The sequence below is a fragment of the Streptomyces sp. NPDC000410 genome, assembly GCF_040300305.1.
Classification (GTDB): domain Bacteria; phylum Actinomycetota; class Actinomycetes; order Streptomycetales; family Streptomycetaceae; genus Streptomyces.
On record NZ_JBEPDM010000017.1, the window covers coordinates 114,343 to 136,936 of the forward strand.

Sequence of the window (22,594 nt, forward strand, 5' to 3'; positions counted from 1 at the left end):
CTGGTCATGGTGCCATCCCGGCCACCGTGACCGATAGACGGGGTGATGCGACCGTTCCTCCGGTAGCGAAGCTTCGGTGGTCACGGCCCCGCGCAGGGCAGAGTCGGGCGCATGAGACTTCTGATTCTGGGCGGGACGGAGTTCGTGGGGCGGGCCGTGGTGGATGCGGCGCTCGCCCGCGACTGGCAGGTGACGGTGTTTCACCGGGGGCGCCACGAGGCCCCCGAGGGTGTGAGCGTGCTGCACGGCGACCGCACCGAGCCGGGCGGGCTCAAGGCGCTCGCCGAGGCGGAGGGCGACTGGGACGTCGTCGTCGACACGTGGTCGAACGCGCCGTACGCCGTACGCGACGCGGCCCGGCTGCTCGCCGACCGGGCGTGGCGGTACGTGTACGTCTCCAGCCGCTCGGTCTACGCCTGGCCCCCGGCCGCGGGGCTGGCCGAGGACGGGCCGCTGGTGGAGAGCGCGGCGGCGGATGCCGGGGCCACCGACTACGCGCGCGACAAGCGGGGCGGGGAGCTGGCGGCGGTGGAGGCCTTCGGCGAGGACCGTTCGCTGCTGGTGCGGGCCGGTCTGATCCTCGGCCCGTGGGAGAACGTGGGGCGGCTGCCGTGGTGGCTGTACCGGGTGGCCAGGGGTGGTGCGGTACCGGCGCCCGGCCCGCGTGATCTCCCGCTCCAGTTCATCGACGTACGGGACCTGGCCGAGTGGGTCGTCGACGCATCGGAGCAGGGACTTTCGGGCCCGTACAACCTGGTGAGCCCGACCGGGCACGCGACCATGGGCGAACTGCTGGCGGAATGCGTCCGGGCGACCGGGGCGGACGTGCGGCTGCGCCCACTGGACGCGGAGACGATCGCCGCCGCGGGCGTTGCGCCGTGGACGGACCTGCCGATCTGGATCCCGCGCGGCGAGACGTACGACGCGATGCACCGCGCGGACGTGTCGAAGGCGCTGGCCGCCGGTCTGCGCTGCCGCCCGGTGGCCGAGACGGTCGCGGACACCTGGTCCTGGCTGCGGTCTCTCAACAGGCCTCTGACGCCGGGCACGGCACGGGCCCCCGTGGGGCTGTCCGAGGAACAGGAGGCCGCGCTGCTGCCCTGATGAGGGGTGGTGCCAGGTACACCCCCGGAAACGGGTGCCAGGCCCAGTGCCCTGGCCTTCGGCAGCCGTCACACTGGGAAGGCAAGATCACAGCGGGACGGAACACGGGGGGCTGATGATGGACGCGGCCAGGGGGACATCCTCCAGGGCACGGGACGCCGTGGTGGCCGGCGCGCAAGGGCTCGCGCTGGCTCTGACCGCGTGGATCGGATCCATCGCGGCCTTTGTCGTGGCGATGGTGTCCATCGCGCTCATCCCCATCGGGGTGGGGGTGTTCACCACACCTCATGTGCTGGCGATGGTGCGCAGGCATGTGGGCCATCGCCGGTTGCTGGCCGCCAAGTGGGCGCGGGAGCGCATACCGTCGACGTACGCGCCCTGGCCGAAGGAGCTGAGGACCGGGGTCGTCGGCCAGGTCGAGCTCTGCTTCTTCCTGTTGAAGGACCGGGCGACCTGGCGGGATCTGCTGTGGCTGCTGACCGACATGACGGCCGGCGGGATCATCGCGGTGCTCGCGCCCTCGATGCTGCTCGACGGGATCTTCGGCCTCCTTCTGGCGGCGGGCCTGTGGATCCCGGTCCGCAGCGTGGACGGCGGTTTCTGGTACGCGTTCATCCCGCTCAGCAGCTGGTTCAACGCCTTTCTGGCCGGGCTGCTCGGCGCCGCGTGGATCACGCTCGGGCTGTTCGTCAACCGGTATCTGGTCACCGCCCACTTCCGGCTCACCCGGGCGACCCTCGTGCCGCGCCACCCGACCGAGCTGGAGCAGCGGATCGACCGGCTCGTGGAGACCCGCTCCGACGCCCTCGACACGTCGGCCGCCGAACTGCGGCGTATCGAGCGGGATCTGCACGACGGGGCCCAGGCCCGGCTGGTGGCGATGGGGATGAGCCTCAGCACCATCGAGGCGCTCATCGAGAAGGATCCGGCCAAGGCGAAGCAGCTGGTCGCCGCGGCCCGGCAGTCCTCCGCCGAGGCGCTGGCCGAGCTGCGCGACCTGGTGCGCGGCATCCATCCGCCGGTGCTCGCGGAGCGCGGTCTCGGCGACGCGGTGAGGGCTCTGGCACTGCGGCTGCCGGTGCCGGTCGAGGTGGAGGTGGAGCTGCCCGGCCGGGCGGACGCCCCGGTCGAGTCCGCCGCGTACTTCGCGGTGAGCGAGGCCCTCACCAACGCGGTGAAGCACTCGGGTGCCGACCGGATCTGGGTCGACATGTCGTACGCCGGTTCCGAGCGGATGCTGCGGATCGCCGTGACCGACAACGGCGGGGGCGGGGCGCGCATGGGCGGCGGGTCCGGGTTGATCGGCGTGGAGCGCCGACTCGGTACATTCGACGGCGTCCTGGCCGTCAGCAGTCCAGTGGGCGGTCCCACCATGGTGACGATGGAGATTCCTTGCGCGTTGTCCTAGCCGAAGATCTCTTCCTGCTGCGCGACGGCCTGGTGCGCCTGCTCGAGGCGTTCGACTTCGAGATCGCCGCCGCCGTCGAGAGCGGTCCGGAACTGAGCAAGGCGCTCGCCGAGTTGGAGCCGGATGTCGCCATCGTCGATGTCCGTCTGCCGCCGTCCCACACGGACGAGGGCCTGCAGTGCGCGCTCGCGGCGCGCCGGGCGCGCCCGGGGCTGCCGGTGCTGGTCCTCTCCCAGCATGTGGAGCAGTTGTACGCCCGCGAGCTGCTGGCGGACGGCAAGGGCGGGGTGGGCTATCTCCTCAAGGACCGGGTGTTCGAGGCGGAGCAGTTCGTCGACGCGGTGCGTCAGGTGGCCAGGGGCGGTACGGCGATGGATCAGCAGGTGATCGCGCAACTGCTGGTCCGGCAGGCACGGGACGAGCCGCTGCGCGGTCTGACACCGCGGGAGACGGAGGTGCTGGAGCTGATGGCGCAGGGCAGGTCCAATGCCGCGATCGCCGAGCGACTCGCCGTCACGGAGCGGGCGGTGGCCAAGCACACGTCGAACATCTTCGCGAAGCTGGGGCTGCCGCCGTCGGAGGACGACAACCGGCGGGTGCTGGCCGTGCTGGCATATCTCGACCGCTAATCGTCCGATTTACGAATGGAGATTTCTACGAATTCCGAACCCGCCTGAACGGGCCGGACACCCCGTCCGTATGGAACGGCGCGCTACTCCCCTCCCCGGGATTGGAGTTCCATGGGACGCACGACACGAAAACGCTCAACGCTGGCAAACCGGGCGATCGCCGCCTCGGCTGCCCTCATTCTGGGCGGGGGTGGGCTGGTAGCGGTCAATTTCTACGCATCCGCAGGAGAGGGCTGGAACACCCAGCCCCCCGACCGGACCCAGGCCGCCGGACAGTCGGTGTCCACGATCGACTGCCCCGATGTCGGAAACGAACTTCCGGAAGTCCCCCAGGGGGTGCGTGGCGCGGTCGACCGTGAACTCGCCACGCTGGACACCCAGATCACCACCGCCTATCAGCGGTTCGCCGAGAACAAGGAGCGGATCGAGAACGATCCCGCCTTTGCCGAACAGCAGATTCTGGCGCCATTGAAGAATGAACGACTGGTGATCATCCAGCGGATCGTCGCCCTGATCGAGCGCGAGGCGGACAAGCCCCAGGGTCTGGAGCAGATGGCTCCGTGCACGCTGCGCGCCGACGACAACAACAACGACGGAAACGGCGACGGCGGCGGCGACAACGGGAACGGCGACGGCCAGGACGGCGGCCAGGACCAGGGTGGTGATCAAGGCGGTGATCAAGGCGGTGACCAGGGCAACGGCGGCCAGGCCGGGAACGGGCCGGAGGAGTCCGACTTCGTCGACATCCAGAGCGTCCAGCCGAACGTCGCCAATCCGCGCCAGCGCCGGGGCGCCTCCCGGGGCACCTTCACCACCGACTGCGGACGGAACGAGAACGGAAAGTTCAATCCGGACAATGTCATCGTCGCGCCGGGCGTGAGCAATGGCGCACACCATATGCACGATTACGTCGGCAACCAGGCCAATGACGCGTTCGCCAGCGACGACGATCTCGCCGGCGGCGCCACCACCTGCCGCAATCAGGGCGACAAGTCGACTTATTACTGGCCGGTCCTGCGCCTGCAGAACGGCCAGAACGAGAACGACGCCCAGGCCGACGGCGGCGGAAAGGACCAGAACGTCGGAGAGATCCAGACGCCTTCCCAGGTCACACTGAATTTTGTCGGAAGTCCGGTCGGCAAAGTCACGGCCATGCCGCGCTTTCTCCGCATCATCACCGGTGACGCCAAGGCATTCACCAACGGTGACGCCAACGCGAACGCGTCCTGGAGCTGCACGGGATTCGAGGACCGTCAGCTGAAGGACAAGTACCCGATCTGCCCCGAGGGCAGTCAGGTGGTACGCACATTCAAATTCCAGAGCTGCTGGGACGGCCAGAACACCGACAGCGCGAATCACCGCACCCATGTCGCCTTCGCGGATGAGAACGGCCGCTGCCAGCAGGGTTTCCGGGCCATTCCCCAGTTGGTGCAGCGCATCGTCTACGACGTCCCGCCCGGCCCCGGCTTCGCGGTCGACTCCTTCCCGGAGCAGCTCCACAAGCCGATCACCGACCACGGCGACTTCATCAACGTCTTCGACCAGAGGCTGATGAACAAGGTGGTGAACTGCATCAACGACGGGCGTAAGTGCCGCTGACCCCGGCACCCACGCCCGCCCCTCTACCTGCGCGGCCTGCTCAGTGATGGCCGGAGTGCGACCCCTCGTTCCCCCCACCGCCGGCACTACTCCCCGAGTGCTGGTCATGCGAGGTGCCGGTCTCCACGGTCCCGCCGAGCCGGCCGCGCAGCGCTGTCACCACCTTCGCCTCGCCGACCGCGACCCACTTCCTGCCGACGAGATACGAGCCGCCGTAGTCATTGGCCTCGTTGATCCACTCGCGCTGGCCGCGGTCGGTGGCGAAGGTGGCCAGCACGTACGTGCCGTCGCCCGTCGCGCAATTGGCCTGGCGCAGTTCTTTCGCGTCCGTCTGGATGTTCGGCTCGCAGTCGGCCTTCGCCGCCAGTTGTTCCAGGGTCCCCGTCGCCGTCTCCGGCACGTCGGGGGCCTTTTCGTCGTCCGCGCCGCAGGCGGTGAGGGTGGCCGCCAAGGCGAGGGCGGACAGGGCTATGAGGGTGGTTCGCGCTCGTTCCGTACGCATCCGGCCATCGTGCCCGCTCGGCACCCGGGCGCGCTGGCGAACGCCGGGTAACGTGCGCTTCCGCACGCACCTGTTGTCTCTCACGCAACATGGAGGAGCGCCCATGTCCGAGCTGTCGAGACGTTCGCTGCTGGGCACCGCGGGAGCCATCGGGGCGGGTGCGGCGTTCGCCTCCCCCGCGTCCGCCTCCCCTCCGTTCGCCTCCCCTTCGTTCGCCTCCCCCGCGTCGGGAGGGTCGCGCAGCGAGAGTACGGATACGGCTCCGGCCCGCAGCGCGCTGCACCGGCTGCTCCCCCACCACGCCGCCCAGTTCCGGCTCACCGCACTCCCCGCCGCCATCGGCGGCCCGGACCGGTTCAGGGTGTCGGGCACCACCGGCCGTATCGAGGTCGCGGGCACCACCCCGGCAGCGCTGCTCACCGGAGTCCACTGGTACCTCAAGTACGTGTGCGCGGCCCACATCTCCTGGTCCGGCACCCAGCTGGACCTCCCCCACCGGCTGCCCGCCCCCGGCGCGCCCCTGGAGCGATCGGCCACCGTCCCGCACCGGTTCGCCTTCAACGACACCCACGACGGCTACACCGCCCCGTACGCCGACTGGCCCCGCTGGGAGCGGCTGATCGACGTCCTCGCCCTGCACGGCTGCAACGAGGTCCTGGTCACCGCCGGCCAGGAGGCCGTCTACCACCGGCTCCTGATGGACTTCGGCTACTCGGATACCGAGGCCCGCGCCTGGCTGCCCGCGCCCTCCCACCAGCCCTGGTGGCTGCTGCAGAACATGAGCGCGTACGGCGGCCCGATCAGCCCCGAGCTGCTCGCACGCCGCGCCGAACTGGGCCGGCGGATCGCGGCCAGGATGCGCGAGCTCGGCATGTCGCCCGTCCTGCCCGGCTATTTCGGCACCGTCCCCGACGGCTTCGCCGCCCGCAACCCCGGCGCCCGCACGATCCCCCAGGGCACCTGGTCCGGACTCAGGCGGCCCGACTGGCTCGACCCGCGCACCGAGACCTTCCAGCAGGTGGCCGCCGCGTTCTACCGCCACCAGCGGGAACTTTTCGGCGACATCCGGCACTTCAAGATGGACCTGCTCCACGAGGGCGGCTCGGCGGGCGACGTGCCCGTCCCCGAGGCGGCCCGCGCCGTCGAGCGCGCCCTGAGCACCGCGCGCCCCGACGCCCTGTGGCTGATTCTCGGCTGGCAGGCCAACCCGCGCCGCGAGCTGCTCGACGCCCTCGACAAGGAGCGGCTGCTCGTCGTGGACGGGCTCTCCGATCTGGACTCCGTCACGAACCGCGAGAAGGACTGGGGCGGGGCGCCGTACGCGTTCGGCACGATCCCGAACTTCGGCGGACGGACCACCCTCGGCGCCAAGACCCACACCTGGACCGAACGGTTCACGGTATGGCGCGACCGGCCCGGCTCCGCCCTCGCCGGCACCGCCTACATGCCCGAGGCCGCCGAGCGCGACCCCGCGGCGCTGGAGCTGTTCTCCGAACTGGCCTGGCGCGAGGAGGCGATCGACCGCGACGAGTGGTTCGCGTCGTACGCCGATCTGCGCTACGGCGGCCGGGACGACGGCGCACGCGAGGCCTTCGCCGCGCTGCGGGACTCCGTGTACCGGATCAGCAGCCGCGACGGCCGCCCGCACGACTCGATCTTCGCCGCCCGCCCGTCGCTGACCGCCGCGTCGGGCACGTACTACGCCACCCACACCCCCGCCTACCACCCCGGCGTCCTCGACCGGGCCTTCGCGGCGCTGCTCGGCGTGCGCGAGTCGCCGCGCCGCAGCGACGCCTACCGCCACGACCTGACCGACCTCGGCCGCCAGGCCCTCGCCAACCGCTCCTGGCAGCTGCTCCCGCACCTCCTGTCGGCCCACACCCGCGGCGACCTGGAGGCATTCCGTGCCCTTTCCCGGCTGTGGCTGAAGCTGATGCGGCTGAGCGAGGAGATGGCCGGGTCCCATCGTGCGTTCCTGCTCGGTCCCTGGCTGGACGACGCGAAGCGGATGGCCGGCTCGGACGCCGAGCGGGAGCAGCTGGAGCGCACCGCCCGTGTCCTCGTCACCACCTGGGCGGACCGGCCCACGGCGGACGCCGGCCGGCTCGCCAACTACGCCAACCGGGACTGGCAGGGCCTCATCGGGGACGTGCATCTGCCCCAGTGGCAGGCGTTCCTGGACGAGCTGGAGGACGCACTGGCCGAGGGGCGCCCGCCGAGGACGTTCGACTGGTACGCCCTCGAAGAGCCGTGGACCCGGAAGCGTGACGCGTATCCGCTGCGGCCTCGACACGACCCGTACCGGACGGCCCGCCGGGTGTACGAGGTGCTGTCCCGCGCGCCCTACCAGGGCACGGTCACCGTCACGGCCGAGCCCGCCGTACTGGCGCCCGGCGGCGGCGCCGAGGTCACGGCCGCCTTCCGCAATGTGAACGGGCTGCGCGGCACCGGCCCCGTCGACATCACCGTCACCGGTCTCGGGGAGTTGCCGACGCGCTCGCTGCCGCCCGTCCCGGCGGCGGGCTCGGCGAGCGTCGGCTGGCGGGTGCAGGCCCCGCCCGGCCCGCTCACGGCACCGCTCGAACCCCTCCCGTACGAACTGACCGCCTCCTACGGTCCCCAGGGCGAGGAGCCGGTCGGCGTCGTCCAGCGAGGGGCCCTGTACGTGGCGGGGCCGCTGGGCGCCGGGTGGCGCACGTTCACGAGCAACGAGGCGGTGTTCGGGCGGCTGGACGGGCGCTTCGCGATCAACGGCGGCGGCGCGGACCTGTGGCGGACGACCAGCCAGTTCGGCGCGGTCTTCCGGCCGGGCGAGCTGGTGGACGGCGCGGCCCTGACGGTCCGGGTGGACACCCAGGCGGAGACCGGCCCGTGGGCACGGGCGGGCATCGTCGTACGCAACAGCCTGGCCACGCAGGGCTCCCCCGGGTTCCTCAACCTCGCGGTCACACCGGCGAACGGGGTGGCGCTCTCGTACGACGGCGACGGCGACGGCACGCTCGACACGTACCGGCGCGTGACGGGGGTGAGGGCGCCGGTCCTGCTGCGGCTGAGCCGGTCGGGGTCCGCCTTCACCGGCTCGCTCTCCACGGACGAGGGCACGACGTGGCGCACGGTCGCCACGGTCACGGTGCCCGGCGCCGCGCCCGCGCAGGACGCGGGGCTGTTCATGACGGCGGCGCACGGGGGCAGCGGGGCGCGGGGCACGGTGGAGTTCAGCGGCTACGGTTTGGTGGCGAAACGGTAGAAAACGACCACAGACCGCAGACACGACTGCGGAGACGAACGCAGACCGCAGGAGCCGCCGTCATGACCGCGATCCCCGCCACCACCGTCGCGAACCTCCGCGATCTCGGCTCCACCCCGCTGTCCGGCGGGCGCGTCGTGCGGTCCGGGCTGGTACTGCGCTCGGGGCAGCTCGACCGGCTCGACGCGGGCACCGATCCGGCGGTGGCGGCGCTGGGGATCCGTACCGTCGTCGACTTCCGGACGGAGGCGGAGCGCCGGGCCCGCCCCGACCACCTCCCGGCGGGCGGGCGGCTCCTGGTCGCCGACGTGCTCGCCGACCGCCTCAGGTCGGGCGCCCTGCCGGCGGCCGCCCGGCTGAGGGAGGTCCTCGCCGATCCGGCCACCGCCGAGCGCGAGCTGGGCGGTGGCCGGGCGCAAGCGCTGTTCGCCGACACGTACCGGGCGTTCGTCTCCACCGAGTCGGCCCGGCTCGGGTACGGGGCGTTCCTGAAGGAGCTGGCCGATCCGGACGCGGGGACGGTGCTCTTCCACTGCACGGCGGGCAAGGACCGGACGGGCTGGGCCGCGACGGTGCTGTTGAGCGTGCTGGGGGCGGACGGGGCGACGATCGAGGAGGAGTACCTCTCGGTGAACCCGGGAGTCCGGCTGGCCTTCGCCCCTCTCGTGGAGGGCTTCACCGCCCAGGGCGGCGACCCCGAGATCGCGCTCGCGATCGTCGGGGTGACCTCGGAGTATCTGACGGCGGGCCTGGAGGAGGCGGAGCGGCGGTACGGGTCGATGGAGGGGTACGTGAGGGAGGGGCTGGGGGTGGGGGACGAGGTGGTGGAGCGGGTACGCGAGCGGTTGGCCTCGCGGGGGTAGGGGGCGTGCGGGGTGGGGGCCTGTGACCGGGGCGCCTGCGGCAGGCTTTGCCCCCTGCCCTCCCCGCCCTGCGGGCATAGGAGGACCCCCAGAGTGCGTGGGGGAGGACCCCCCTTCCCGAACCGGGGCAAGCCCCCAAGACTCCCGTACGGCCTGCAAGCGTGTCCTCAAACTCCCCCAGAGCTTCGCCTAGGGGTGCCCCCACCGCACTCCCCGTCACGCTGGTGACGATCCGACCATTCCCTCGTTCTGGTCAACTACCTGGCGCCAAAGGACTTTGTTGGAAGCGTCGGGTTTGCGTAACGGGCATCACTGGCGGTGATGCTGCGTTCGCGTCCGGCCCCGCCCTGCTGTTGCGGTGGTGGGGCGGGGGCCGTTGACAGGGCCCCGTGTCGCCACAACTCCCACGCACGGGCGCGGATGTTGCGGGAGCCGTTCCGGTCCGCGTGATCAACGAATCCGCAGGACCGACATGCGAACCAGGCCTGCGAGACCCGATTCGCCCTGTCGACGTGCCCGCACTCGGCACAGGTACGCGAGGTGTACGCCGGATCGACGTACACCACCGGCACCCCCGCCCGGCGGGCCTTGTATCCGATGAACTGCCCCAGCTGGTGGAACGACCAGCTGGAGTGGGTGGCCCGTTGGGGCTTGCGAAGCCGTACCCGTTCACGGATGCCCGTCAGGTCCTCCAGGGCGATCCCGCGACCGGTGCGTTCTGCCTCGGCCACCACATGCTTCGCGATCTTGTGGTTGATGTCCCGTGCCCGCCGCGCCTCCTTGCACCTGCGCTTCTTCAGACGGCGCTTGGCGGAGGGAGTGTTCTTCTTCTGGAGTTTGGTGCGCAGGGTCCGTTCCCGGGTGCGGATGCGGTTCAGTTCGCGCCCGGCCATGATCTCGCCGTCCGAGGTGGTGGCGATGTTCACGATGCCCAGGTCGATACCGAGGAAGTCCACCGGGTCGGTGTTCGGCGCGGCCTCGGGGACCTCGCAGGTCGCCAGCAGGAACCACATGCCGTCCCGCACCAGCAGATCCGACTCCCCCTTGCGGTACAGGGCCAGCGTGGCCAACTGCTCCGGGGAGGCGGTGAACGCCACGTCCTTGATGCGCCCGGCCACGGTCCAGAGGGAGACCCGGCGTTCGGGCATCTGCCAGGACAGCATCCGGTCGTCATACGGCTGCGCGCCCTCCGGCCGGAAGGCAATCGGCTTTCCCGTGGCCTTCCGGTACCGCTTCGAGCCCGGCCTGCCCAGATTTCCCGCCTTCAGGTTCGCCTTCAGCGTGGCGTACGCGTCACACGTCTTCTTGATCACGTGCTGGGCGGCCTGCGCCCCAAGCCCCCACCGGGCCCGGATCTCACCGTAAGCGTGCTCCCGCAGCGCGAAGTTCCGCTTCACGTCCTTCTCGAACGCCACGCCGCTGGCCCAGGTAGCAGCCTCGTTACAGGCGCGCAGCGTCGCCTCAAGTGCCGCCGCCTGCACCGGCGTCGGCAGCAGCCTGATCTGCACCGTCAGCTTCACGATCACCCAACGTACACACACATACGACCACCCACCGCACGTTCGCCCCTGATCACCCGACCGGGTGAACCCTTCACCGTGTGTACCATCCCCCGGCCTCGCCGGAGACAACACCCGGCCACTCCGCGACCGGGCAACCAGCAACGATACCGCGGCGCTCCGCGCCGCGACGGAAAGGATGCGATTCCTCCCAGGACTGAAGCCCCGGGTTCCTCGCAAGAACAGACTGAAAGCCGACTCCTGGAAACCGCGTGCAGGCCCCTGTCGCCCGCGCGTACCCGTCAGTACATTGACGCCATGTCTAATACGCAGCCCGCTGCGGCGCTCAAGGCCCGCAAGGTCTCCTTCACCTGGGAGGAGACCCCGCTCCACTGGGTACCCGGAGACCCCTTCTCCACCCACACCATCAACGTGCTGCACCTGCTGCTGCCCGCCGGCGAGCGCTGGTTCGTGCATGTCTACAAGCAGGTACTGCCGCTCATCCACGACGACCGGCTGCGCGAGGACGTCATCGGCTTCATCGGCCAGGAGGCGGTGCACTCGCAGGCCCACGACGAGGTGCTGCCCCACCTCGAACGGCTGGGTCTGGACCCCACCCCGTACACCGCGCAGGTCGACTGGCTCTTCGAGAAGCTGCTGGGCGACCGCACGCTGCCGCCCGGCAGGGCGCGTGAGTGGTGGCTGAAGGAACGGGTCGCGCTGATCGCCGCGATCGAGCACTACACGGCCTTCCTCGGCGACTGGGTGCTCAACGCCGACGAGCTGGACCGGCGCGGCGCCGACCCGATGATGCTGGACCTGCTGCGCTGGCACGGCGCCGAGGAGGTCGAGCACCGCTCGGTCGCCTTCGACCTGTTCATGCACGTCGACGGCAGTTACCGGCGCCGGGTGCGGACCTGGGCGACGGCGTTCTCCGCGCTGGTCTTCCTCTGGCAGCGCGGTGCCCGCTTCTTCATGGAGAACGACCCCTCGCTGCGGGACGGCAGGGCGAGCTTCCGGGACTTCTACCGGGCCGGGAACCAGGGCACGCTCCCCTCCACACCTTCGATGCTCCGGTCGATCCCCCGCTATCTGAGCCGTGCGTACCACCCGTCCCAGGAAGGCAGTACCGCACAGGCCGTCGCGTACCTCGCCAACTCCCCCGGCGCGAACGGCCAGAACGGCCGGAACAGCCGGAACGGCCGGAACGGCCAGAACGGAGTCCGCTGATGCCCCGGCCCCTCACCCTGGTCCTCGTCGCCGGAGCCGCCCTGCTCGCCAGGCGGGCCATGCGCCGCCGCATCGAGGCGTCCCCGCTCTGGCCCCTGCCCGCCCTGGAAGAGCCGATATCGGGCCGCGGCCGGGGCCTTGGCAGGCCCTCCTCCCACCGCGTCCTCGTCACCGAGCGCACCTCCCCCGCCGAAGGCGTGGTCCAGCTCCGGCTGGAGGGCGACGGTCTGCCCGCCTGGGAGCCCGGCGCGCACCTGGATCTCGTCCTGCCCTCGGGCCTCGTACGGCAGTACTCCCTCTGCGGCGACCCGGCCGACGCCCGCACGTACACGATCGCCACCCGCGTCATCGAGGACGGCCGCGGCGGCTCGCGCGAGGTGGCGCAGCAGCTCCACGAGGGCACGGAGGTCGAGATCCGCGGGCCGCGCAACCGGTTCCCGCTGGTCGAGGCCGCCTCGTACGTCTTCGTCGCGGGCGGCATCGGCATCACGCCCATCCTGCCGATGGTGCGCGCCGCACGGGCGGCGGGTGCCGACTGGCGGCTGCTGTACTGCGGGCGCGACCGGGCGAGCATGCCGTTCCTCGACGAGGCCGAGAAGCTGGGAGCGGACGTCGTGCTCGGCCCTCCCGACCTCGGGTACCTCGCGGAACTGCCCGCCGAGTCGGTGGTCTACTGCTGCGGCCCCGAGGGGCTCATGGACGCGGTCGCGGGCGCCCTGCCCGAGGGCCGCGAGCTGCGTCTGGAGCGCTTCACGGCCGCCTCCGACGCGGCATCCGGCGGCGCCTTCGAGGTCGAACTGCGCCGCCTCGGCCGCACGATCACGGTCCCTGCCGACCGGTCGGTGCTCGCCGCCGTACGCGACGAGCTGCCGGACCTCGCGTACTCCTGCGAGCAGGGCTTCTGCGGTACCTGCCAACAGCGGGTGCTGGAGGGCGAGATCGACCACCGGGACGAGCTGCTCACGGACACCGAGCGGGACGACTCGATGCTGATCTGCGTCTCACGCTGCCGCGGCGACCGGCTCGTCCTGGACCTCTGAGGGCCGGACCCCCAAAAAGGGCTCCCAAAGCGCATCCAAAGCGCCCTCAAAGGGCCTCCGGGAGGGTCAGGGCAGCAGCAGCCAGTCCGCCACCAGCGCCGCCGCCAGGCCCGCGCCCAGCAGATAGGTGCCCAGCCGGGTACGTCCGTGACGGCTCAGTTCGATCACCACGCCGCACAGGATCATGGCCAGTCCGTACACCCCGACCACGAGGACGGACGTCCGGCTGGCCAGCCGCACCGCCAGCACCGCCGCCATCGCCACGAGCAGTACGGAAGCGGCGGTGATGCGGAGTATCCGGGCCTGGCGCGGGCTCATACCCACGGGCTGCTGCGCCGGGGTCTCCTGGTCAGATGCGGTCATATCCCGGGAGCGTAACGGACGCTGATCTACGGCTGACCGTTAGGCTGTTCGCATGACGACCGGGGTGCGCAGACGGATGGGCGTCGAGGAGCGCAGGCAGCAGCTGATCGGAGTGGCGCTGGAGCTGTTCAGCCACCGCTCCCCCGACGAGGTGTCGATCGACGAGATCGCCGCCGCCGCGGGCATCTCCCGGCCGCTGGTCTACCACTACTTCCCCGGCAAACAGAGCCTGTACGAGGCAGCGTTGCGGCGCGCGGCGGACGAGCTGGCGGCCCGGTTCCAGGAGCCGCACGAAGGGCCGCTCGGGGCCCGGCTGCTGCGCGTGATGGGGCGGTTCTTCGACTTCGTCGACGAGCACGGGCCGGGTTTCTCGGCGCTGATGCGCGGCGGCCCGGCCGTCGGTTCGACCACCACCAACGCCATGATCGACGAGGTCCGGCAGGCCGCGTACGACCAGATTCTGGCCCATCTCGGCATCCAGCAGCCGCCGGCGCGGCTGCGGCTGATCGTGCGGTCCTGGGTCTCGCTCGCCGAGTCGACCGCGCTGATCTGGCTGGACGGGCGGCAGATCCCGCGCGGCGAGCTGGAGCTCCAGCTGGTGCACGACTTCGCGGCGCTGACGGCCGTGTCGGCGGCGTACGACCACGAGATGGCGGGCGTACTGCTGCGCATCCTCGCGGACGAGCCGGCCGACGGGCCCTTCGCGGACCTCGTCGGCCGGCTCGTGGCACTCGCACCGCGGACGGTGCGAGTGCCGGAGCAGCGCGTCTGACCGGCTCCGGGTTCAGGTCCCGGTTCAGCCGCGGGTGAAGACCGCGACGGTGCGGCCCGGCACACCGAACGTGCCGGAAGCAGCCTCGTACGACGCCGACTTGACGACGGCGTCGGCACCGGCGGCCTGCACGGGGTGCAGCGCGTACGCCGTCCCGGCGAGGCCGCCGACGCGCTGGGTCTGCCGCTCGGGTGTGGCGTTGAAGACCACGACCAGGTCGCCGAGGCGCATGGTGATCACGCCCGGGGTCTCGCCCTGGCCCGAGAGCGGGAAGGACAGCGCGGACTGCACCTCCTGCGCGGTGTCCAGGCCGAAGACCGGCTCGCTCGTACGCACCCGCAGCAGGTCCCGGTAGGCGGCGGAGGCTCCGGTGATCTGCGGGCAGCCGACCTTGACGGACGTCAGCAGCGGCTTGGCGTAGGGCCACTTCGCCTTGTTGTCGGCCGCCGGGGGCAGTCCCCGGCCGAAGCCGTTGCCGGCGCGGCAGTCCCAGTGGATGGTGTTGAACCAGTCGCCGCTGTCGTACGAATTGCGGTCCAGCGACTTCGACCGCAGGAGGTCCGTGCCCGCCTGGGACAGCGCGGGCCCCTGGGAGAGCGCGGCCGTCGCCATCGCGAGGACCTGCATGCGCGCCCGGTCGTCCGGCGAGGTGCCGGGCGGCAGTTTGAAGGCGAGCGCGTCGAACAGGGTCTCGTTGTCATGGGCGTCGGCGTAGGCGAGGGCGTCACCGGGCGCGGCGGCGTAGCCGGCCGGGGAGCCGTTGTAGTCGACGTCGGAGCCCTTGACCTGACGGCCGGCGGTGTCGGTGAAGGCGTACGAGGCGAGGTTGCCGGACAGGCCGACCTTGATCAGGTCCTGGTAGTGGAGGAGCCGGGCCCGCTGCTCGGCGGGGGTCCCGTTGGCCTTCGAGGCGTTGGGCTCGGTGAACAGGCCGGAGGCGAAGCCCTGGACGCCCGGGTCCTCGTCGAACGGGCCTCCTCCGCGGACCGCGTCCCGGGCCCGGTCGGAGAAGGTCGCCACGCCCGTGCCCGCCATGTTCTTCTGCGTGGCCTGGACGAAGCGGGCGTCGTCGGCGATCTCGCCGAAGTTCCAGCCCTCCCCGTAGAGGATGATCTTCTTTCCGTCCACGCCGTCCCGTGCCACGGTCAGCTCGTCGAGGGCCTTGCGTACTGCCAGGATGTTGGCCTTCGGGTGGTGGCCCATGAGGTCGAAGCGGAAGCCGTCGACCTTGTACTCCTTCGCCCAGGTGACGACGGAGTCGACCACGAGCTTGCCCATCATGGCGTTCTCGGGCGCGGTGTTGGCGCAGCAGGTGGAGGTGGCGACGGTGCCGTCGGCGAGCAGCCGCTGGTAGTAGCCGGGCACGATCCGGTCCAGGACGGACTTGCTGTCCTGGCCGCTGGCGACGGTGTGGTTGTAGACGACGTCCATGACGGTGCGCAGCCCGCTGCCGTTCAGTCCCTGCACCATCTGCCGGAACTCGACCGTGCGCCGGGTGCCGTCCGGATCGGAGGCGTACGAGCCCTCGGGAACGGTGTAGTGCAGCGGGTCGTAACCCCAGTTGTACGCGTCCTTCGCGGCGGCCGCGGCGACGCACGCCTGCTGTTCGTCGGAGTCGGGGGCGTAGGCCGTGAGGTCGCAGGCGGGCGTGGTCCGGTCGGCGGGGTTCTCGGGGATGGTGCCGATGTCGAAGGCGGGCAGGAGGTGGACGTACGAGGTCCCGCTCCCGGCCAGCGACTTCAGGTGCTTCATACCGGGCGAGCCGGGGTCGGTGAAGCCGAGGTATCCGCGCGGGGAGAAGTCGCGGATGTGCAGCTCCTGGATCTGGGCGTTGCGCAGCGGTACGGCGGCCGGCTTCTTGAGGGTGGTCCAGCCCTTGGGGGCGAGGGCCGGGTCGGTGAGGTCCACGACGAGGCTGCGGGCCGAGTCGGTGGTGAGGGCGGTGGAGTAGGGGTCGGTGACCTTGTTGGTGACCAGCTTCTGGACGCTGGGCGCCCACACCTGGACCACGTACCGGTACGGCTTTCCGCGCCAGCTCGCCGGGCCGGTGGCCGACCAGACGCCGCTGGCGTCGTCGCGGCGCATGGGCACGGTCTTCCCGTCGAGTTCGAGGGCGACGGTACGGGCGGTCGGGGCCCAGACGGAGAGGGTGGGGCGGCCGCCGCGGAACACCGGGCCGAGGGCGGCGAGCGTCGCCTCCGGGGCGTACAGATCGTCGAGGACGCCGGGGATCTGCACGCCGGTGGCGGCGAGCAGGGCTCCTCCCCCAGAGCCTCCGGCCTGGGAGGTACCCCCAGCGGCCCGCTGGGTCGCGATCAGCTGGCCGCGCAGGGCGCCACGCACCCTGTCCCGGTCGCGCGGGTCGACGGTGAAGGCCGGGTGGTCCTTGAGGTGCGGGAACCTGGTCTTCTGGGCGTCGGTCAGCGCGGCGGGAGTGAGCCGGAGCCACTGGCCCTCGTCGCTCAGCGCGCCGTCGACGATCTTGATGCCGCCGCGGGGCACGTACACGAGCTGCTGGCTGGTGGCGTCGGTCGCCTTGACCTTCCAGACGACGGTGTTCCGGTCGATGAACTGGGCCTCGGCCTTGGCCAGGTCCAGCGAGGGGGCGCCACCGGTCTGCGGCAGCAGGTACGTCGGCTGCCCGGCGAGCAGCCACACCTCACGGCCGTGGCTGCCGAACGACAGCGACTGGTCGGTGGGCAGGTCCTTCTCGTCGCCCTTGTGGACGATGTAGCTGAGCGAGGTGGCGCCTTCGGCGAGCGGGACCTCGAAGACCGCGCCGTAGGCGTCCTTCCGTACGGGCATCAGCGGCTTGGACCAGTCGGTGGGCTGGGCGGCGCCGGTCCAGGTGTGCAGTCCCCAGCCGTCGTAGTCGCCGTCGGGCCGCTGGTAGTGCAGCACGGCCTTCTTGGTGTCCTGCGGCGGATATACGCCGTCGGGTGCGGTGTCCGACTGACCGTCCTGACCCTGCGTGATCCACACCTCGCCGGTGCGGGCGAGGCTGATGGAGCGCTGCGGGCCGTCGGCGACGCCGTCCTTCTCGACGGTGTACGGGATGGTCGACGCGCCCTCGGGGACCTTGACCCAGGCGAAGGCACCGAAGGCGTCCCGCCCGGTGAAGGCCCCGGTGAGGGCACCGGACTTGAGCTGCCGGCCGTCGTAGTCGCCGTCCGGCCGCTTGTAGTGGACGACGGCGTACGTACGCTCGACGGCCGTGGGCTTCTCCGGCGGCGGGACCTGCCGGGCCGTGGTCTCGGTCCGGGCGCTCGCGGTGCGGCCGAGGCTGTCGACGACAACGGCCTTGTAGCGCAGGGGGGTACCGGCGGGGGCCGTGACGTGGTGGGTGACCTTGTAGGGGGCGTGGTCGGCGGAGCCGAGGGTGCGCCACGCGCCGTTGCCCGTCTGGGCGGCGAAGACGACACGGTTCAGCCGACCGCCCGCGACGTCGGCGGAAAGGGCTCCGTCGGGGAGCGCCTTCAGGGTCAGGGACGGCTCGGCGGCGGGCGCGGGCAGGGGCTCGTCCGCGCGCAGCACCAGCGACGACAGGGCGGGCACGGTGACCGTGATCCGGCCGTCGGCGCCGCGCACGGTGCCCGAGCCGCCGTACAGGACGTGGAAGCCGGATGCCGCGTCCGCGTCCACGGGCAGCGTCACGGTCTTCTCGGTGCCGGCGTTGTTGACGGCCACGAGGTATTCGGTGCGGGACTTCGCGTCCGTACGGGAGAAGGCGTACACCGAATCCCTGGCGTGACGCTCCTGCTGGACGCCGTCGCGCAGTGCCGGGTGCTCGCGGGTGAGCTTCGAGAGCGCGGCGATGGACCGGTAGACCGGGTGGGCGGTGTCGTACGCGTCATCGGCGTGCGTACGGTCCGTGCCGAGCTGGTCGTCGTCCAGGTAGTCCCCGGTCTTCGAGGCGAAGAGGGTCTGACGGGCGTCCTTGTCGCCGCCCGCGCCCGTGAAGCCCTGCTCGTCCCCGTAGTAGACGACCGGGTTGCCCCGGCTGAGGAACATCAGCTCGTATCCCAGCCGGGCGCGCTGCAGCAGCTCGGCGTCGCTCGCGCCCGGGTTGTCCTGCTTCAGGAAGGTCCCGATGCGGCCCATGTCGTGGTTGCCGAGGAAGGTCACCTGCTCGTAGGCGTTGGCCTTGTCGGTGGTGTACCGGTAGTCGTCGGCGAAGACGCGGGCGAGGCGGCCGGCGTCGGCGCCCTGGGAGGCGTACGCGCGTGCCGCGTCCTGGAAGGGGAAGTCGAGGGTCGCGTCCAGCCGTCCCCGGGTGACGTACGGCGAGGTGACGGCCGTGTCGGCGGAGTAGACCTCACCGAACATGAAGAAGTCGTCGCGGCCGCGCTCGGCGGCGTACGCGTCGAGGGCGGTCGCCCACTGGGTCCAGAAGCGCATGTCGACGTGCTTGACGGTGTCGACGCGGAAACCGTCGATGTCGAAGTCGCGGACCCACTTCTCGTAGATCTTCTTCATACCGTCGACGACCTCGGGACGCTCGGTCCACAGGTCGTCGAGCCCGGCGAAGTCGCCGTACTCGCTGCTCTCGCCCGCGAAGGTCGAGTCGCCTCGGTTGTGGTACATCGTGGGGTCGTTGAGCCAGGCGGGCACCTTCCCGCCACCGGCCATCGGGGTGTACGGGAACGAATCCGCGTCCACCTTGTCCTTGCCGATCTTCCCGGCCCGGTCGTCGAAGGGGCGGCCGTTCCGATCGAGGTAGGGGTAGGCGCCCTTGGGGCGGTAGCCGTACGTCTTCTCCGCGTAGTCCACGGTGTCGGCCGTGTGATTCGTGATCACGTCGAAGAAGACCTTCATGCCCTTGGCGTGGGCCTTGTCGATCAGCGTCTCCAGGTCGGCGTTGGTGCCGAAGTGCGGGTCGACCTGGGTGAAGTCGGTGATCCAGTAGCCGTGGTAGCCAGCCGAGGTGTCCTTGCCCGTGCCCTGCACCGGCCGGTTCTTGAAGATCGGGGCGAGCCAGATGGCGGTGGTGCCGAGGCCCTTGATGTAGTCGAGGCGCTGAGTGAGCCCCTTCAGGTCCCCGCCCTGGTAGAAGCCCTTGTCGGTGGGGTCGTAGCCGTGCTCGGAGCGCGAACCGGTCAGTCCGCCGCGGTCGTTGGCGCGGTCGCCGTTGGCGAACCGGTCCGGCAGCACGAAGTAGAACTGCTCACGGGTCAGATCGTGCCGGGCGGGCTCGGCGGCGAGCTTCGCGTCCGCGGGTGGTGGGGGCGGCGGGGCCGCCGCCGCGACGGGTACGGCGGGGGCGAGCGCCGCGGTGAGGGCGGCGGCCAGTGTGGCCGCGACCGTTCTGCGCTTGCCGCGCAGGTGGCGTGTCACGGGTGAGTCCTCCTTCGGTGGGGTGAGGGGCGCCTGCGGCGGGCTTGTTCCCCACCCCGCCCCTTCCCGAACTGGGGGCAAGCCCCCAGACCCCCGTACAGCCTTCGGCCGTGCCCTCAAACGCCGGGCGGGCTGGATTCTCCAGCCCCGCCGGCGTTTGAGGCGCGGGGGCTCGGGGGCAGAGCCCCCGATTCGGGAAGGGGCGGGGTGGGGAAGGGCCCGCCGCAGGCGCTACGGGCAGGTCCTCGCTCCCGCGTGGAGCGCTACCGCCGTGTTCGGGGCCAACGTCCGCGTGAACTGGCCGGACGCGTTGACCGTCACGGGCGTGGACGACTGCACGTCGCAGTACGTGCCGGCCGGGAGCGCCGTCTGGAACGTACGCGTCAGCGCGGCGGACTCGTGGTTGATCGCCACGTACGCCTTGCTGCCGCGCCCGAACGCGATCGCATCGGCCCCGTCGTCCCACCAGTGGGTGACGCCCTGGCCCCGCGCCGTGTTGCGGAACGCGACCATCGAGGAGATCTCGCGCCACGCGTGCTGGCACTTCCAGCCGTCGCTGTAGCACGCGTTCACCGTGCCGCCGTTCGGCGGGCCCGCGTCCTTGTCGGACCATTCGTAGCCGGAGTGGACGTCCGGGGAGCCGTACGGCCAGGCCAGCATGAAGACGTTGGCCAGCGTGTAGTCGGCGCCGTTCTTGTAGTTGAGCGTGTCGCCGCCGCGTTCGGTGTCGTGGTTGTCGACGAAGACGGCGGACTGGCCGCTCGCCATGTAGCCCCAGCCCTCGCCGTAGTTCTTCAGATAGGCGAGGTTCTCGTTCTGGAAGACCCGCTTGAGGTCACGGGCGTAGCGGAATTCCTGTACGTCCCCGTTGCCGAGGTACTCCGTCGGCTGGACGGCCTCACCGGCCCCGTGGATGGCTTCCTGCTTCCAGTACACGCCGGGGTTCGTGAGCTTCGCCTTGATCGCTGCGAGGTCGGCGGCGGGCATGTGCTTGGCGGCGTCGATCCTGAAGCCGTCCACGCCGAGCGCGAGCAGGTCGTTCAAATAGCCCGCGATCTTCGTGCGGACGTACTCCTCGCCGGTGTCGAGATCGGCGAGCCCGACCAGCTCGCAGTACTGGACGTTCACCCGGTCCTGGTAGTTGGTGATGTGCGCCGTGCAGTCGTCCATGTCCCAGGAGGCGTACAGGCCCGGGTAGCCGTACTTCGTGTACGACGAACCGCCGGTGCCCGTCCCTGAGCCCGCCGCCATGTGGTTGATGACGGTGTCGGCGACGACCTTGACGCCCGCCGCGTGGCAGGCGTTGACCATGCTCGCGAACGCGGCGCGGTCACCCAGCCGTCCCGCGATCTTGTAGCTGACGGGCTGGTACGAGGTCCACCACTGGCCGCCCTGTATGTGTTCCTGGGGCGGCGAGACCTGGACGTATCCGTATCCGGCGGGGCCCAGGGTGTCGGTACACGCCCGGGCGACGGAGTCGAAGCGCCATTCAAAAAGGACGGCGGTGACGTCTTTGCTGCCGGGCGGCGCCGCCTGCGCGCTGCCCGCCGGCGCGATCACCGCGGTCGCCGCGCCCGCCACCAGGGCGAGTGCGGCGGCCAGAGATCTGCTGGCCATGGATCCTCCTGCGGCTCAGGGAGGTTGGGGGATGTGGAGGTGTGGGGATGCGGGGATTGAATGTTCTTGCTGCAAGATTGCAAGAGTCACTGCGCAGGTGACCGTAGGCCCGGACCGTTGCGGGGTCAACAGTCCGGGCACGATGAGAAGCGGGTGACGGCCGTTCTTGCAGGTTCTTGCGGAGAGTCGGTCAGCGTGACAGCCGCGCCGTCGACCCCCGCACCACCAGCTCCGGCTGGAAGACGTACTCCGTGTGCGGCACGGGATTGCCGCGGATCTCCTCCAGCAGGGCGCCGACCGCCGCCGAGGCCATCGCCTGGACGGGCTGGCGGACCGTCGTCAGGGGCGGGTCGGTGAACGGGATCAGGGGCGAGTCGTCGTAGCCGACCACGGACAGTCCGCCCGGCACGTCGAGCCCGCGTTCGCGGGCGGCGCGGATCACGCCGAGTGCCATCATGTCGCTGCCGCAGACGATGCCGGTGCAGCCCGCCTCGATCAGCTCGGCGGCGGCCGCGTGGCCGCCCTCGACGCTGAACAGGGTGTGGCGGACGAAGCGGTCCGCCCCCGGTCCGGCCGCCGCCAGGAAGCCTTCCGTCTTGCGCCGCGACGGCACGTACCGTACGGGTCCGACCGCGAGGCCGATCCGTTCGTGGCCCAGGTCGGCGAGGTGGCGTACGGCCATGGTCGCGGCCATGTGGTCGTCCGGCGAGACGAAGGGCGCGGACACACGCTCGTTGTAGCCGTTGACGAGCACGAACGGGACTCCGCGCGCGGCGAGTTCGGCATAGCGCGCGGGGTCCGCCGCGGTGTCGGCGTGCAGACCGGAGAGGAAGACGATGCCGCAGGCACCGCTCTCCTCCAGCTGTTCGACAAGCTCGTCCTCGCTCGCCCCGCCCGGCTGCTTGGCGCAGAGCAGCGGCGTGTAGCCGTGACCGGCCAGGGTCTGCTCGATGACCTGGGCGAACGCCGGGAAGATCGGGTTGGTGAGTTCCGGCACCACCAGCCCGATCAGCCCGGCGCTGCGCCTGCGCAGCCGTACGGGACGTTCGTAACCCAGGACGTCGAGCGCCGCGAGCACCCGCGTCCTGGTCGCCTCCGAGACGCCCGGCTTGGCGTTGAGGACACGGCTGACCGTGGCCTCGCTGACGCCTGACTGGGCGGCGATGTCGGCGAGGGTCACACTGTCCACCACACCGTGGTGTCGGCGGGCAGGACGACCGTCTCCCCGGTGGTGACCACCGGGGAGCTGGCGAGCAGTACGTCTCCCGGAGCGGGGATGCGGACGGGTTCGCCGGTGGTGTTGGTGGTGCAGACGAATCCGTCGCGGGCGAGGGCGAGGACGCCGTCGGGGGCGTCCAGCCAGGTCACGTCCGTGCCCGCGCCCAGG

General features: G+C 71.0%; 14 protein-coding genes and 2 pseudogenes. 9 read left to right on the plus strand and 7 right to left on the minus strand.

Annotation, left to right across the window (positions count from 1 at the left end; genetic code table 11):
* Positions 1–111: 111 nt before the first annotated feature.
* The 4 genes from ABT342_RS19365 to ABT342_RS19380 all read left to right on the plus strand — a co-directional run bounded on the left by ABT342_RS19365 (position 112) and on the right by ABT342_RS19380 (position 4,740).
* On the plus strand, positions 112–1,104 hold the full coding sequence (locus tag ABT342_RS19365) for an NAD-dependent epimerase/dehydratase family protein (RefSeq protein WP_351574885.1): 993 nt from the start codon (positions 112–114) through the stop codon (positions 1,102–1,104).
* 118 nt (positions 1,105–1,222) lie between these two features.
* Positions 1,223–2,512, plus strand: a complete 1,290-nt coding sequence (locus ABT342_RS19370; protein WP_351574937.1) for a sensor histidine kinase — start codon at positions 1,223–1,225, stop codon at positions 2,510–2,512.
* Complete coding sequence (locus tag ABT342_RS19375; protein ID WP_351574888.1) at positions 2,497–3,141, plus strand: response regulator transcription factor; 645 nt, start codon at positions 2,497–2,499, stop codon at positions 3,139–3,141. Before ABT342_RS19370 ends, ABT342_RS19375 begins: the two co-directional genes overlap by 16 nt.
* A 111-nt stretch (positions 3,142–3,252) precedes the next feature.
* Positions 3,253–4,740, plus strand: a complete 1,488-nt coding sequence (locus ABT342_RS19380) for a DUF1996 domain-containing protein (protein WP_351574891.1) — start codon at positions 3,253–3,255, stop codon at positions 4,738–4,740.
* Positions 4,741–4,780: 40 nt separating this feature from the next.
* On the opposite strand, the gene ABT342_RS19385 is transcribed toward ABT342_RS19380, so the two are convergent.
* Entirely contained in the window at positions 4,781–5,242 is a 462-nt protein-coding gene (locus ABT342_RS19385; RefSeq protein ID WP_351574894.1) for a hypothetical protein, read from the minus strand.
* Between the two features lie 103 nt (positions 5,243–5,345).
* Between ABT342_RS19385 and ABT342_RS19390 the strand changes: the two genes are divergently transcribed.
* Together ABT342_RS19390 and ABT342_RS19395 are read left to right on the plus strand one after the other, a co-directional pair.
* Complete coding sequence (locus tag ABT342_RS19390; RefSeq protein ID WP_351574897.1) at positions 5,346–8,489, plus strand: alpha-N-acetylglucosaminidase; 3,144 nt, start codon at positions 5,346–5,348, stop codon at positions 8,487–8,489.
* A 62-nt stretch (positions 8,490–8,551) separates the two neighbouring features.
* Positions 8,552–9,352: a tyrosine-protein phosphatase gene (locus tag ABT342_RS19395; RefSeq protein WP_351574900.1), complete on the plus strand. Its 801-nt coding sequence runs from the start codon at positions 8,552–8,554 to the stop codon at positions 9,350–9,352.
* A gap of 257 nt (positions 9,353–9,609) precedes the next feature.
* Here the strand turns inward: ABT342_RS19395 and ABT342_RS19400 are convergent, their stop codons facing one another.
* A complete protein-coding gene (locus ABT342_RS19400; RefSeq protein WP_351574903.1) occupies positions 9,610–10,872 on the minus strand; it encodes an RNA-guided endonuclease InsQ/TnpB family protein in 1,263 nt (420 codons plus the stop codon).
* 297 nt (positions 10,873–11,169) lie between these two features.
* On the opposite strand from ABT342_RS19400, the gene ABT342_RS19405 reads away from it, so the two are divergent.
* Positions 11,170–12,081, plus strand: coding sequence for a metal-dependent hydrolase (locus ABT342_RS19405; RefSeq protein ID WP_351574905.1), 912 nt, complete (start codon positions 11,170–11,172; stop codon positions 12,079–12,081).
* Complete coding sequence (locus ABT342_RS19410) at positions 12,081–13,121, plus strand: PDR/VanB family oxidoreductase (RefSeq protein WP_351574908.1); 1,041 nt, start codon at positions 12,081–12,083, stop codon at positions 13,119–13,121. Before ABT342_RS19405 ends, ABT342_RS19410 begins: the two co-directional genes overlap by 1 nt.
* A 66-nt stretch (positions 13,122–13,187) precedes the next feature.
* On the opposite strand, the gene ABT342_RS19415 is transcribed toward ABT342_RS19410, so the two are convergent.
* Complete coding sequence (locus ABT342_RS19415; RefSeq protein ID WP_351574911.1) at positions 13,188–13,484, minus strand: hypothetical protein; 297 nt, start codon at positions 13,482–13,484, stop codon at positions 13,188–13,190.
* Between the two features lie 52 nt (positions 13,485–13,536).
* Here ABT342_RS19415 and ABT342_RS19420 point away from each other — a divergent pair, with 52 nt between their 5' ends.
* Entirely contained in the window at positions 13,537–14,256 is a 720-nt protein-coding gene (locus ABT342_RS19420) for a TetR/AcrR family transcriptional regulator (RefSeq protein ID WP_351574914.1), read from the plus strand.
* A 24-nt stretch (positions 14,257–14,280) separates the two neighbouring features.
* On the opposite strand, the gene pulA is transcribed toward ABT342_RS19420, so the two are convergent.
* From pulA to ABT342_RS19440, 4 genes and pseudogenes are all read right to left on the minus strand, one after another.
* Complete coding sequence (gene pulA / locus ABT342_RS19425) at positions 14,281–19,590, minus strand: pullulanase-type alpha-1,6-glucosidase (RefSeq protein WP_351574917.1); 5,310 nt, start codon at positions 19,588–19,590, stop codon at positions 14,281–14,283.
* A gap of 237 nt (positions 19,591–19,827) precedes the next feature.
* Positions 19,828–21,207 (minus strand): annotated as a pseudogene (locus tag ABT342_RS19430) (alpha-amylase); the annotation flags it as partial.
* A gap of 190 nt (positions 21,208–21,397) precedes the next feature.
* Complete coding sequence (locus tag ABT342_RS19435) at positions 21,398–22,396, minus strand: LacI family DNA-binding transcriptional regulator (RefSeq protein ID WP_351574920.1); 999 nt, start codon at positions 22,394–22,396, stop codon at positions 21,398–21,400.
* Positions 22,384–22,594: pseudogene (locus ABT342_RS19440) on the minus strand (DUF3459 domain-containing protein); the annotation flags it as partial. The pseudogene ABT342_RS19440 and the gene ABT342_RS19435, both read right to left, overlap by 13 nt.

What these genes read in the sequence shown, in the direction of transcription:
- ABT342_RS19365 (WP_351574885.1), top strand. Translation starts at nt 112, where the DNA reads ATGAGACTTCTGATTCTGGGCGGGACGGAGTTCGTGGGGCGGGCCGTG.
- ABT342_RS19370 (WP_351574937.1), top strand. Translation starts at nt 1,223, where the DNA reads ATGGACGCGGCCAGGGGGACATCCTCCAGGGCACGGGACGCCGTGGTG.
- ABT342_RS19380 (WP_351574891.1), top strand. Translation starts at nt 3,253, where the DNA reads ATGGGACGCACGACACGAAAACGCTCAACGCTGGCAAACCGGGCGATC.
- ABT342_RS19385 (WP_351574894.1), bottom strand. Translation starts at nt 5,242, where the DNA reads ATGCGTACGGAACGAGCGCGAACCACCCTCATAGCCCTGTCCGCCCTC.
- ABT342_RS19390 (WP_351574897.1), top strand. Translation starts at nt 5,346, where the DNA reads ATGTCCGAGCTGTCGAGACGTTCGCTGCTGGGCACCGCGGGAGCCATC.
- ABT342_RS19395 (WP_351574900.1), top strand. Translation starts at nt 8,552, where the DNA reads ATGACCGCGATCCCCGCCACCACCGTCGCGAACCTCCGCGATCTCGGC.
- ABT342_RS19405 (WP_351574905.1), top strand. Translation starts at nt 11,170, where the DNA reads ATGTCTAATACGCAGCCCGCTGCGGCGCTCAAGGCCCGCAAGGTCTCC.
- ABT342_RS19410 (WP_351574908.1), top strand. Translation starts at nt 12,081, where the DNA reads ATGCCCCGGCCCCTCACCCTGGTCCTCGTCGCCGGAGCCGCCCTGCTC.
- ABT342_RS19415 (WP_351574911.1), bottom strand. Translation starts at nt 13,484, where the DNA reads ATGACCGCATCTGACCAGGAGACCCCGGCGCAGCAGCCCGTGGGTATG.
- ABT342_RS19420 (WP_351574914.1), top strand. Translation starts at nt 13,537, where the DNA reads ATGACGACCGGGGTGCGCAGACGGATGGGCGTCGAGGAGCGCAGGCAG.